The 12455-nt window shown below is 34.5% G+C and carries 17 protein-coding genes; 7 read left to right on the top strand and 10 right to left on the bottom strand.

The window, feature by feature from the left end:
* Positions 1-59 precede the first annotated feature (59 nt).
* The gene (locus JOD96_RS01045; protein ID WP_209562412.1) at positions 60-254 is read right to left on the bottom strand and encodes a hypothetical protein; all 195 of its coding nucleotides are present in this window, start codon (positions 252-254) and stop codon (positions 60-62) included.
* A gap of 142 nt (positions 255-396) precedes the next feature.
* A complete protein-coding gene (locus JOD96_RS01050; RefSeq protein WP_209562413.1) occupies positions 397-582 on the bottom strand; it encodes a hypothetical protein in 186 nt (61 codons plus the stop codon).
* A 351-nt stretch (positions 583-933) separates the two neighbouring features.
* Between JOD96_RS01050 and JOD96_RS01055 the strand changes: the two genes are divergently transcribed.
* Positions 934-1845, top strand: a complete 912-nt coding sequence (locus tag JOD96_RS01055) for a hypothetical protein (RefSeq protein ID WP_209562414.1) — start codon at positions 934-936, stop codon at positions 1843-1845.
* Positions 1846-1929: 84 nt separating this feature from the next.
* On the opposite strand, the gene JOD96_RS01060 is transcribed toward JOD96_RS01055, so the two are convergent.
* Positions 1930-2775 carry an SDR family oxidoreductase gene (locus tag JOD96_RS01060; RefSeq protein WP_209562415.1) on the bottom strand — a complete coding sequence of 282 codons (846 nt, stop codon included), beginning with the start codon at positions 2773-2775 and terminating at the stop codon, positions 1930-1932.
* 235 nt (positions 2776-3010) lie between these two features.
* On the opposite strand from JOD96_RS01060, the gene JOD96_RS01065 reads away from it, so the two are divergent.
* Positions 3011-3379 (top strand): STAS/SEC14 domain-containing protein, encoded by a 369-nt coding sequence (locus JOD96_RS01065; RefSeq protein ID WP_209562416.1) that lies wholly within the window; start codon positions 3011-3013, stop codon positions 3377-3379.
* An 85-nt stretch (positions 3380-3464) separates the two neighbouring features.
* Here JOD96_RS01065 and JOD96_RS01070 read toward each other — a convergent pair whose 3' ends face one another.
* From JOD96_RS01070 to JOD96_RS01080, 3 genes are all read right to left on the bottom strand, one after another.
* Positions 3465-3746: a PrgI family protein gene (locus JOD96_RS01070; protein WP_209562417.1), complete on the bottom strand. Its 282-nt coding sequence runs from the start codon at positions 3744-3746 to the stop codon at positions 3465-3467.
* A 95-nt stretch (positions 3747-3841) separates the two neighbouring features.
* The gene (locus JOD96_RS01075; protein WP_209562418.1) at positions 3842-4036 is read right to left on the bottom strand and encodes a hypothetical protein; all 195 of its coding nucleotides are present in this window, start codon (positions 4034-4036) and stop codon (positions 3842-3844) included.
* Between the two features lie 17 nt (positions 4037-4053).
* The gene (locus JOD96_RS01080) at positions 4054-4191 is read right to left on the bottom strand and encodes a hypothetical protein (RefSeq protein WP_209562419.1); all 138 of its coding nucleotides are present in this window, start codon (positions 4189-4191) and stop codon (positions 4054-4056) included.
* 244 nt (positions 4192-4435) lie between these two features.
* Here JOD96_RS01080 and JOD96_RS01085 point away from each other — a divergent pair, with 244 nt between their 5' ends.
* Positions 4436-4900 (top strand): response regulator, encoded by a 465-nt coding sequence (locus JOD96_RS01085; protein WP_209562420.1) that lies wholly within the window; start codon positions 4436-4438, stop codon positions 4898-4900.
* A 27-nt stretch (positions 4901-4927) separates the two neighbouring features.
* Here the strand turns inward: JOD96_RS01085 and JOD96_RS01090 are convergent, their stop codons facing one another.
* Genes JOD96_RS01090 through JOD96_RS01100 form a run of 3 tightly spaced genes read right to left on the bottom strand, consistent with a single transcriptional unit; the run spans position 4928 to position 6260 of the window.
* Positions 4928-5335, bottom strand: a complete 408-nt coding sequence (locus tag JOD96_RS01090; RefSeq protein WP_209562421.1) for a hypothetical protein — start codon at positions 5333-5335, stop codon at positions 4928-4930.
* A 37-nt stretch (positions 5336-5372) separates the two neighbouring features.
* Positions 5373-5858 (bottom strand): hypothetical protein, encoded by a 486-nt coding sequence (locus tag JOD96_RS01095; RefSeq protein WP_209562422.1) that lies wholly within the window; start codon positions 5856-5858, stop codon positions 5373-5375.
* Between the two features lie 51 nt (positions 5859-5909).
* Positions 5910-6260 (bottom strand): hypothetical protein, encoded by a 351-nt coding sequence (locus JOD96_RS01100; protein ID WP_209562423.1) that lies wholly within the window; start codon positions 6258-6260, stop codon positions 5910-5912.
* 359 nt (positions 6261-6619) lie between these two features.
* Between JOD96_RS01100 and JOD96_RS01105 the strand changes: the two genes are divergently transcribed.
* The 4 genes from JOD96_RS01105 (at position 6620) to JOD96_RS01120 (ending at position 10786) form a co-directional block, all read left to right on the top strand.
* Positions 6620-8770, top strand: a complete 2151-nt coding sequence (locus JOD96_RS01105) for a catalase (RefSeq protein ID WP_209562424.1) — start codon at positions 6620-6622, stop codon at positions 8768-8770.
* Positions 8771-8863: 93 nt separating this feature from the next.
* Complete coding sequence (locus JOD96_RS01110; RefSeq protein WP_209562425.1) at positions 8864-9346, top strand: CinA family protein; 483 nt, start codon at positions 8864-8866, stop codon at positions 9344-9346.
* Positions 9347-9555: 209 nt separating this feature from the next.
* Complete coding sequence (locus tag JOD96_RS01115) at positions 9556-10392, top strand: sulfite exporter TauE/SafE family protein (protein ID WP_209562426.1); 837 nt, start codon at positions 9556-9558, stop codon at positions 10390-10392.
* Positions 10379-10786 (top strand): DUF1634 domain-containing protein, encoded by a 408-nt coding sequence (locus JOD96_RS01120; protein ID WP_209562427.1) that lies wholly within the window; start codon positions 10379-10381, stop codon positions 10784-10786. Before JOD96_RS01115 ends, JOD96_RS01120 begins: the two co-directional genes overlap by 14 nt.
* Positions 10787-10923: 137 nt before the next feature.
* On the opposite strand, the gene JOD96_RS01125 is transcribed toward JOD96_RS01120, so the two are convergent.
* Positions 10924-12204 (bottom strand): acetyl-CoA C-acetyltransferase, encoded by a 1281-nt coding sequence (locus JOD96_RS01125; protein ID WP_209562428.1) that lies wholly within the window; start codon positions 12202-12204, stop codon positions 10924-10926.
* Positions 12205-12455: the final 251 nt, after the last annotated feature.

The raw sequence follows: 12455 nt of genomic DNA on the forward strand, positions 1-12455 counted from the left end.
GCATGATTGTTACTTTCCCCGAAATTACTAATTAATTACATATTGTAATATTTTATCTGTTATTTTTTTGGTGGAGTGATTGGCATTGGATCATCTCCAGGACCGTCAGGCGGTGCATCTGCCTGAACAGGAATAGAATCCTTTTTTATGTCAGTTTTTGTATCAGCTGTTTCAGATTCGTCAGCTGTGCAAGAAAATAAAGTTGTGCTCAAAAGAGCGAATGTTCCCATTAAAAGTAATCTTTTTGTTTTCATTTCTTTGATTTGAATTAAAAGTTAGAAATTGGTATTGCATTCTGGGTTTTCCGAATTTTATTGCAATACCAATTTATTAACAATGAATTATTTATATTTCTCTAAATTAGTAATTAATTTTTCACAATTTATTAAAGCACTATTATTTTGGTGGAGTAATAATGATTGGCTGATCACCAGGCCCATCTGGCGGTGCATCTGCCTGAACAGGAATAGAATCCTTTTTTATCTCAGTTTTTGTCTCAGCTGTTTCAAATTCATCAGCTGTGCAAGAAAATAATGTTGTGCTCAAAAGAGCGAATGCACTTAATATAATGAAATGTTTCATAATAATATTTTTTAGAAATTAGGCATAGGTATGGCTGTCCGGAACCATTCCGAATCTTGTTTAGTCACAATACCTACATGTGTTTGGTTGGGAAGTGAAGTGCGTAGAACAGTAGATTTTCATCTATACTTCCCAGATAAAATCCGTCTTACGGTTTTCCACACTTTTAATTGAACTAGTTTTGTATTTTTGTTTTATTCGATATCGAACAAGAACTAATTCTGAAGCAAAGATATATCCGCTACAAGCCTGTGTTGATAGGGAATTCCCGGAATTCCAATATCAATTTTTTCATTCCGGACAATTCCGGACAATTCCTAAAAATTCCCAGTAATTCCTAAAAAAAATATAATGATGCCTATGTATAACAATACCCCGGAAGATTATAAAAAAGCCGTTAGAGATAAATATGAAATAGAAAAATCCGGCAGACATTTTATTTATTTAAATAACCCAACAAGGGCAAAACTTCGTGATTTGTGTTGGGAAATATTTGAAGGAAATAAAATGCATCAAGATGATTTAAATGTTTTTAATTCATTATTAGAAGTACCGTTTGATCTTAATAAAAAGAATAAGTTTAGAGAGCAGATTGATAAGTTTAGACCTATCGAAACCTTTTATAAAGGAGAAACTGATCTTACCAATATAGATGCAGTAAATCTTGCTGCCATTTTGGTTGACTATCAGCCAAGACCTTTTAATAAATTCAGAGGAGCAAATATTGAAGAAGAGATAAGAAATGAAAAACTAAAAGAGGTTTCTATTCCAGAATCAAATAATATAAAAGATAAAACAGAACAGACAATTCCTGAAAAAGTAAATTCGCCACAAATCACAACAATAAATACTAATATTAAGTCTCCACGAACCTTGATAGACAAATTAAAGCTTATTGCAATTAGTGTTGTGGTAGTTTTTGGTTTGGGATTTTTAATAAGCCGTTATGTTTTTCCTAAACAGCAATGTATGCAATGGTCAAATGATCATTATGAAAAAGTTGATTGTGATTTAAAAGTAAATGGATTAACTTATTCTACAATTGAGCCATTTGATGAATTGAAGTTCGAATTAAAAAGAATTAATGTCTGCGATACAACGACTTGTTTTAAAAATGGCAAACCCATAATTTGGTATGCAAAAACTTCTAGTGGGGCTGATTTTTTTAATACGCACGGCATACATCCGGAAAATGATAAAGCTTTAAGACCAGTAACAGAATATATCCGCGGTAAATACAAAAAACCGTGCAAATCAAAATAAAAAAGCGGATATACCAATTAAGGTATATCCGCTTTATATAAATAAAAACAATTCGAAAAAATTAGTGCAATTAGTGGCAAAAAACTACCCAACAATTTCCCCGCCATTTATATGGATAAATTGTCCGGTAATATAACTGCTGTCTTCGCAGGCCAGAAAAACATAAGCAGGAGCAACTTCAGATGGCTGCCCGGCTCTACCCATCGGATTGTCTTTTCCGAAATCTGAAACTTTGTCAAAAGTCGCCACAATCAATGGTGTCCATATTGGGCCGGGTGCTACGCCGTTTACCCTGATTTTTTTTGGTGCCAGCATGGCCGATAAAGATCTTGTATAACTCACAATCGCACCTTTGGTACTGGCATAATCTACCAAATGTTCGCTTCCACGATAAGCCGTTACAGAACTTGTATTGATAATAGTATCTCCTTCGTTCATAAAAGGCAAGGCCGCTTTTGTGATATAGAAATAAGGATAAATATTGGTTTCAAAAGTTTTTTGAAGCTGTGCTGCAGTTATTTTTTCCAGTTCTTTTTGCGGAAATTGTATAGCAGCGTTGTTAACTACAATGTTGATTTTCTTGAATGTTGTCTGGCATTTTTTTATGGCCGATTTGCAGAATTTCTCATCTTTAAGATCACCGCTTATAATCAGGCATTGCTGACCTTCTTTTTCAATTAGTGCTTTGGTTTCAAGCGCATCTTTATCTTCTTTTAAATAGACAATTGCAATATTGGCGCCTTCTCTTGCAAAATGAACAGCAACGCTTCTGCCAATACCACTGTCACCGCCTGTTATAAAGGCTACTTTTCCTAAAAGTTTGCCGCTTCCTGCATAGTTTCCACGAATAATTTCAGGCTGTGGATTCATTTGAAATTCATTGCCGGGAAGATTTTGTTTTTGTTCCGGAAATTTTTTTGGCTTTTCCATTTTTCTTCACTTTATTCATTAATAGACTTAAAATTACGTGGATTTTAGTTCAGAAATTAACTGAAAAAAAAGAAAAATTAGCGTTATCAAATCTTTTCTTTATAGATATTCTATAAGATTATATTGAGATAATATAATGTAAAAAAAGCCCTTCCTGATTACATTTGGTTGTAATTTTTCGATGATTCATATCGGAGAAACCTCAAAAGAATTTCAACAATTTAATTAAAAAAAAATGATACATCAAATCGATACAACAGACAATATTGTTGCTTTTAGAGCATTGGCAGAAGTAACCAAAGAAGATTTTCAGAGTGTAGTGGTTCCTGCGGTAGAAAAACTGGTAAAACAAATCAATGAAATCAATTTCTTATTGGTTTTAGATACTGATATAGAAAATTTTACAGCTGGCGCATGGCTTCAGGATGCGATGTTGGGACTTAAACACCTGGGCAAATGGAACAGGGCAGCAATTGTTTCTGATTCTGAGGAAATCATATCTTTTACAAATGGGTTTAGTTATGTTGTTCCGGGCGAATTCAAAGGTTTTAAAAAAGAAGCTTTTAACAAAGCACTTAATTGGGTTGAAGGTAATATTAATTAGAAAAATACTTTTACGGAATACCACTCCATACCAAACAAAAAAAGCACTTCAGATCGAAGTGCTTTTTTTGATGCATTACGTTTGGTTAACCTTCATAAAAGTTTCCTGTTATGTCTGTGCTTTTATTAACATTCTCTGATTTTTTGGCTTTAAATTTTTTGTAGCATGCAGAAGTAAGCAATGGCAATGCCAGTCCTGCAAGAAGATTTCCGGCTTTGTTATGTCCTGTTTTTTTTAATACTGCACCAATGATTAATGTACTTACTCCGGCACAAGCTAAATGTTTTGCAGAGATTTTAGGATTATTATTTTCTAATAAACCAGCTGCTGCGTTTCCAATCAATAATGGGTTAATGAAATTTGACATATTTTTTTATTTATTTAATTTAACGTTATTAGTATCTGTATCCTTTCAGATTTTATTTAAAAGAGAAAGCACAATGACTTTCTTAACATTATACTTTAATTATCCTCTGTCTGGTTTTGTTTAGGTTTTTGTCCAGAATCTTCAGGCTTGTTTTTGATACTATGATTTGGACTGTTATCTATAAATTCTTCTGCGGTCTGGGTATTGTTCAGTTTTAATTTATGAAGATATTCTATTGTGTCTTTTTCCGGACAATTGTCGTTGTCAGGATCATAATTCTTTTCTACCATTCTGTTGATTTTAAAAATTATAACTTTGCAGGACTCTTTTTTATTGCTTTATTAGAAGAGTCTTTTTCTGAATTTTTGACTGTACTTTTTGTACTGGGATCGTTTTTAACGGTTTCTTTCTTGTCAGCAGTTGCTGTTGCGGTTTTTGTTTTCATGACAATAATTTTTATTGTTTTCTGATTTTTACAAAATTAATTCATGGACAACATTTTTCTTTTATAGAATTTAAATATCTAATTATATAATTCTCAGGATTTAATGGTTTTATAAATAAATTTTGTAAATTTATAGTAATGGCCTTTGGTAATAATTTTTAAAACAGCAATTGCAATCTTCAAAACGCATCTCTTAGCAATATGATTTTCATTGTTTTTATTTAATAACTAAAAATAGCTGATCATGAATAAAAAAGGACCTATTGTATTGATAGAAAATAATCCGGAAGATCTTAAATTATTTAAGCAGATTTTTTCTGAATTAGAACTTTTAAACGAAGTTCTTTGTTTTGATTCAGCAGAAGAAGCGTATAGTTATATAAGTACAAAAAGAAAAAATGCACTTTTAATGCTTTCAGACATAGCTTTGCTTAATATGAATGACGGACAGGTTATACAGAAAACCTACAAGAAGCTGGGTATGGAATTCAAATGTCCGTGCCTGTTTTTTACTACTGCTCATGATCAGAGTTTTGTGATTGATCTTTATTCAGTGCCTCCCCAAAGTTATGTTATAAAGCCTTATAATTATGAGAAATTCAAACACATTCTAAAAACGGTAATTGAATATTGGTCGAATATTAAATCTATTGAAGATTATAAAAGTGATCCGCTAAAGCGAAATAATATTCAAAATAACCTAAACTAAAACGGCGACCATTTGGCCGCCGTTTTTTTATATATCTGAATTTGTATTTGTGTTGTTCACCTCTTCAGATTCTATTTTTTTGATTTCTACCTTCTCTTTCTTTATAGCCTGTCTTAACAACCCAAAAAGGCTCATATAAATATTAGCAACAAAAACAAGTGCAAATAAGGCGATTAAATAGCCTCTCCAGTCATTTAATAATAATTTGTAATCGCAGAGAAAAATGAAAATAATTGTAATATAGTGACTAAAACAATATTCGCACGTAAATAAATAAAAAAACTTTCTTGTCAATATAGACCTGCCATTTTGCGAACGTTTGACACACCACTCATGAGGTTCTCTAAAAATCTCTTCATGTGTTACGGTCCAGCTAATGCAGGAAATTGGAATTGCTAATACAAATAGCCATACAATTTGAGTTGCTATAGTCATAAACAAATGTTTTTAAGACAAGGTAAAGATAATTTACTTATTCTCTCGGATGGTTTTCCGGATAATGTTCTGCCTCAAAATCATCCATATCCTCATCATCATCCAAATCATCACTATCAAGATCATCTTCATCATCCAGATCAGGATCATAATCTTCGTTTAGATCATCTTTTGTATCATCATTTGTAATGGCATCATCTTCGTTTACAACCCTTTCCTGATTCGGAATATTCTCAGATCTTATATTGGTGTTTTTTTCAAAATCGACCTGTGGATGTTTTGGGTCTTCGATAAATTCTTCCTGATATTGATAAGGATCTTCATCTCGTGCATAATTATCATTATCAACCAGTGTGTTTTGTTCATAATAATCAGGATCACTTTCTCCAAATTCACGTTCATCGTGTTTCTTTAAGTCTTGTTTGTATTGGTCTTCATTAGAATGAGTTCCGTCAACAAGCGTATTTTGTTCGATATAATCAGGATCGTGCTGACCATAATCTGGGTTTTGATGCTTTTCCATAATTTTATTTTTTAAATTAATTTTTGATATCGAAATCCTTACTTCAGGATCTTATTTCTTATTGTTGTCCAAATCGCCGTCTTTTTCCAAATGATCGATGCTGTTCTGGTTAAAATCGTCATCAAGATCATTCGGCAGATCATTTATAACATTGCCATCCTTATTTAGTACCGTTTCTTCATCCGGAATGTTTTCGTTTCTGTTATAATCATTTGTTTCATGATTGGCATCATTCAGATCATCTTCTTTATACTGCATGTCATCATTATCTTCTATATTATATTGATCGTTGTCAAATAAATTTTCTACAGAAGCATCTCTTTTTTTGTCGCTAACATCAGCTTCATCATGGTGAAAATTCCGTTCAACCTGACCATAATTTTTATTGTTGTCATTTTTCATAACTATAGGTTTTAAATTAACTTTTAGTTTATTTCTATGATTTTATTTTAATCTGTTTTACAAATTTAGTTCCTGACTTATCATTTTTACTTACAGAAAATTGTGTTGAAATTCTATAATTAACAGTTTTAAATCAAATACACATCAATGTCAGAAATCATAATCGATTTTTCGTAAAGTCTTTAGTATTAGCATAAAATCTAAATGTTGTAAGCTTTGGATAGAATGATGTAAGCCAATCGATAGCTTCTGTAACTAATTTTGATTGCTTACAGCGAATGAATCTGAATTTATTTGAAATGCCTTTATAGGAAATTCAGGTGGTTTACATTCAAATTTAAAAATTAAAATACGTTAATATGAAAAATCAGAAACCGTCAAGTTATGATGATCAAAATAATAAGCAGGAAGATCTTGATTTGAACAGATCAAATGCTAAAGGCCAATTTCTTACTACAGACCAGGGAGTTAAAATAAATGATGATAATAATTCCCTAAAAGCAGGAGAAAGAGGCCCTTCATTACTGGAAGATTTTATTCTAAGAGAAAAGATCACCCATTTTGACCATGAAAGAATTCCCGAAAGAATAGTACACGCAAGAGGTTCTGCAGCCCATGGCTATTTTGAGTTATATAAACCGCTTGATAAATATACAAAAGCCGGTTTTCTAAATGATACCAATATAAAAACACCTGTATTTGTTCGTTTTTCTACGGTTGCAGGGTCAAGAGGCTCTACAGATTTAGCACGTGATGTACGCGGTTTTTCTGTAAAATTTTATACTCAGGAAGGAAATTATGATTTGGTCGGAAATAATATGCCTGTATTTTTTATTCAGGACGCAATGAAATTTCCTGACCTTATACATGCTGTAAAACCGGAACCGCATAACGAAATTCCGCAGGCGGCATCTGCCCATGATACTTTTTGGGATTTTATTTCACTGATGCCGGAATCCATGCACATGATAATGTGGGTTATGAGCGACAGGGCAATACCAAGAAGCCTGAGAATGATGGAAGGTTTTGGTGTACATACTTTTAGATTTATAAATAAAGAAAATGAATCGCATTTTGTAAAATTTCATTGGAAACCGGTATTAGGAACCCATAGTGTTTTATGGGATGAGGCACAAAAGATTTCGGGTAAAAACTCCGATTTTCATAAACAGGATTTATGGGAAGCCATTGAATCTGGAAATTTTCCTGAGTGGGAATTGGGGGTACAGATTATTCCCGAAAGCGACGAACATAAATTTGATTTTGACTTATTGGACCCAACCAAACTGGTTCCCGAAGAAATTGTACCCGTTACGATTATTGGAAAAATGACTTTGAACAAAAATCCGGATAACTTTTTTGCAGAAACAGAGCAGGTTGCATTTCATCCCGGGCATGTTGTTCCAGGAATAGATTTTACAAATGACCCATTGCTGCAAGGGCGTTTATTCTCTTATACAGATACACAATTATCACGATTAGGAAGCCCGAATTTTCATGAAATTCCGATAAACAGAACCATTGCCCCAATGCACAACAATCAGCGTGACGGGCATATGCGTCAGGAAATTGCAGTTGGCCGCGTAAGTTATCATCCAAATTCATTGGGTGGCGGCTGTCCTTTTCAGGCAAAAATTAACGAAGGAGGTTTTGCAAGTTTTAACGAACGAGTAGATGCACATAAAGTTCGTGAACGAAGTGCCAGTTTCTCAGACCATTTTAGTCAGGCCACACTTTTTTATCAAAGCCAGACCGAAACAGAACAGGCACATATTATCAACGCGTTGTGTTTTGAACTAGGAAAGGTAGAAACCGTTGCAATACGGGAAAGAATGTTGGGGTTACTATCTAAAGTTGATAAAATACTGGTAAGTAAAGTAGCAAAAGGTTTAGGATTAAAAGCACCAAAAGATTTGGATACGCCTATAAACCAAGGAGTAGGAGCAGATGCTGATCAGATGAAATATGAACCTAAAGAAATTAAGCCAATTCCTGATACTTCTGATGCCTTAAGCATGCTCAAAAATGACAAAGGTTCAGACACAATTGCGACAAGGCAAATAGCCTTTTTGTGTGCTGACGGTGTAAATGCCGCATCTGTGGCAAATATGAAAACAAGCCTGGAAAATGGCGGGGCAGTCGTCAAAATAATAGCGCCTCATCTTGGAACAATTATTTCTGAGGAAGGCACAGAAATACCCGTTGATCAAAGTTATTTAACTGCAGCATCTGTACTTTTTGATGCCGTATTTGTTCCGGCCGGAAAAGGGATTTTGGATATAAAAAATAAAAATGAAGTAAAAGAATTTCTAACGGACTCCTATAAGCATTGTAAATTTATTGCGGTAGAAGGAGAAGGGATTGAAACACTTTGTTTTGCGCATAATGATAAAATCAGCAGGGATGTTGGTATACTTATTGGCGATCAGATTGCCGACGAAAATTTGGCTGCTTCTTTTACTGCCGCAATAGGAAAACACCGCTTCTGGGAAAGAGAAGCGAACTTATAATATTTTACTATATGAAATGGCAAAATTGAATTGATTCAATTTTGCCATTTCCAATTTAATATAAAGAATTGTCAGACTTTAAAAACATAAAACATGGCAAGTAAAAGTGTTATTGAATGCTGTGAGGCATTAATAAAGAAAAACCGGACAATATGTTTTGTCGAAAGTGCATCGGCAGGAAAAATAAGTTATGAGTTTTCTACCGTGATGGATTCAGGAAAAATCCTGATTGGCGGATTGGTCTGCTATCATGAATCTATGAAAGAAGACCTGCTGCTTATCCCAAAAGGAACAATTGCACAATATACAGCAGAATCTGCTGTTGTAACAAAATTAATGGCCAGGAATTTTCATCGTTTTGTTAAATCAGATATTTGTGTTGCACTTACCGGGCTAACAACTCCGGGTGGGAGCGAGAGTCCGACAAAACCAGTTGGCACCATATTTTTACATTTTATTTTTCCGCATAAGGAAATCGCAAAAAAGTACAGATTCAAAGGAACTCCCGAAGAAATCGTTAATAAAGCCATTGATGCAGTTGCTGCTTTAGTAACCAATGAAACAAAGAATAACTAGTACCGTCTGATTTATCAAACTAACGAAATTACATAAAAGTATAGAAGGTTTTAGTATCTGAGAATTTTAAGGTATTTTTAAGTTGTGATTATTTAATTGTATTTCAGTTGTTTAAGTGCTGTTTTTGGTTTTTATAAATGAGTTGTAAAATCTAATACCGTCAAAGCAAATATGTATTTGTAAATTAGCATTCAAATAAATAAATCCAAATGACAGTACTTACATTTACCCTGATTATGATTTTGGGCGCTTTTCTGGCTGGTTTTATAGGATCACTATCAGGATTAGGCGGCGGGATCATCATTATACCACTTTTAACAATTGTACTTGGAGTCGATATTCATTATGCCATCGGAGCCGCTCTGGTCTCTGTAATAGCAACTTCTTCCGGTTCTGCGGCAGCATATGTAAAAGAAGGAATAACCAATATGCGTCTTGGGATTTTTCTCGAAATAGCCACTACGTTGGGAGCTGTTGGCGGAGCGCTGCTTTCTACAATTGCACCAACATCTTTTATAGCCGTATTGTTCGGACTTACACTGATATTCTCAGCCATCAATTCGTTAAGAAAAAAAGAAGAACATATCGTTTTAGAATCCAGTCCGTTGGCCAAAAAACTAAAATTGCAGGGAACATATCCTTCACACGACGGCCAGATAATAAGTTACGGAACAAAGAATGTAATAGGAGGGTTCAGTATGATGGGAATAGCCGGGATGATGTCAGGATTACTGGGAATTGGTTCCGGAGCTTTTAAAGTAATTGCGATGGATAACATTATGCGAGTTCCGTTTAAGGTTTCTACTACAACCAGTAATTTTATGATGGGAGTAACTGCAATGGCGAGTTCTGTAATTTATATTCAGAAAGGATATATTGAACCGGGAATCTGTATGCCAGTTGTCATTGGTGTTTTGTTTGGAGCTATGGCCGGCGCTAAAATTCTGGTACGAACAAACCCTAAAAAACTGCGTATCTTTTTTGCCTGCCTGATTTTTGTACTGGCTTTAAATATGATTTATAACGGACTTAATGGAAAAATATAATCAAATGACACACGAAAAATTCGGAGAAAAAGATTTTCAGAAAATAGTGGGTAATTTATTGCGCTACGGAGTCTGGATTTCCCTTTCAGTAGCCTTTATTGGCGGAATTGTATATTTATTGCACCATGGAAACGACATAGAAAACTACTCTGTTTTCAAAGAAAATGACCGAAATATTTTTGAAGTAATCGCTGCGGTTTATAATGGCGTGATTAAGGGCGGAGGAGAATCTATTATATTTTTCGGAATCGTTTTACTGTTTCTGACGCCGGTATTTAGGGTATTACTCTCGTTATTTTCTTTCCTTTTAGAAAAAGATTATTTGTATGTAGTAATCACGACAATCGTAATTGGAATTATAATTATGAGTATCTCTTTTGGATTTTCTCATTAGATATTTGATTTTTTTAGCCACAGATTAAAAGATTAAAATGATTTAATCCTTAGAATCATTCAATCTGTGGCAAATATTTTCAAAGTTCTAAAAAACTTTGTCCCTTTGAGCCTTTGTTCCTTTGAACCTTCAAAAATTTATTTCTCAATAATCATCGTAATTCCTTGCCCGCCCGCGGCACAAATCGAGATAAAACCTCTTCCGGAGCCTTTTTCGTTAAGCAATTTTGCCATTACACCAATAATCCTTCCGCCCGTTGCAGCAAACGGATGCGCTGCCGCCAGACTGCTTCCTTTTACATTTAATTTGCTTCGGTCGATTGCACCAAGTGGTTTTTTAAGGCCTATTTCTTTACTAAGTTCAGGGCTTTCCCAGATTTTAAGCGTAGCCAAAACCTGAGCAGCAAACGCTTCGTGAATTTCATAATAATCAAAATCCTGCAGCGTAAGATTTACTTTTTCTAACATTCTTGAAGCTGCAAACAAAGGCGCTAACAATAAATTCTGTTGATTTTTTACATACTCAATAGCCGCAACTTCTGCATGTGTGATATAAGCCAAAATGGGTAAATTATGTTCTTTTGCCCATTCTTCGCTTGCCAAAAGAATACTCGAAGCACCATCGGTAAGCGGAGTAGAGTTTCCTGCAGTTAGTGTTCCGTTGGTTTTATCAAAAGCCGGAGAAAGTTTTGCCAGTTTCTCCAAAGTGCTGTCTTTTCGTAAATTATTATCTCTGTCCAGTCCGTTAAACGGAGTAATCATATCGCTGAAAAAACCTTCATCATATGCTTTTGCCATATTCAGATGACTTTGCAGCGCCAGCTGATCCTGATCTTCTCTTGAAATTTTATAATATTTGGCCGTAATCTCTGTGTGTCCCCCCATAGAAAGTCCGGTTTGGGATTCCTCATTTCGAGGCACAAGCGGAGTTAGGTCTTTCGGGCGAATTTTTAGAAAAGTCTTTAATTTTGCCCCAAATGATTTTGCTTTTCGTGCGTCAAGCAATATTTTTCTCAGGTTCTCGCTTACCGCAATCGGCATATCGCTGATAGAATCTACACCGCAGGCAATTCCAGAATCTATTTGACCAAGCGCAATTTTATTGGCAACATAAATGGCACTTTCAATTCCGGTATCACAGGCCTGTTGCAGATCGCAGGCAGGAGTGGCAGGATCTAGAGCGGTTTTCATCACACATTCTCTAATCAGGTTATTGTCTGTTGTATGTTTGATAACAGCACCGCCCACAACTTCGCCAAGTAACTGACCCTGAAGATTATATTTTTCAACAAGTCCGTCAAGCGTTGCAGTCATCATTTGCAAATTACTTACATCTGAATAAAAGGTATTGGCTCTCGCAAACGGAATTCTGTTATACCCAACAATGGCAACTTTTCTAATATTCTCCTGATTTCCCATATTGATTTTGTTTTTGGATTGACCTTAAAATTTGGAAGGATAAATTTAGGGTTTAAATTTTTAATATTGAGAATGTACGATAAGCAGAATTCGGAAGCCTATGATCTGTAATCTTTATGAAGAGTGATTATTGCTTTTACAAACTAAAAAGCAACCCAGTTAAAAAGTTGCTTTTTAGTTTGATTTTCTTGTCTTATTAATGCGAGCACAGATTGCAAATCTGCTTCATCTTTACACATATCCAAGCGGTC

It is taken from the genome of Flavobacterium sp. 1355 (assembly GCF_017833415.1).
Taxonomy (GTDB): Bacteria; Bacteroidota; Bacteroidia; order Flavobacteriales; family Flavobacteriaceae; genus Flavobacterium.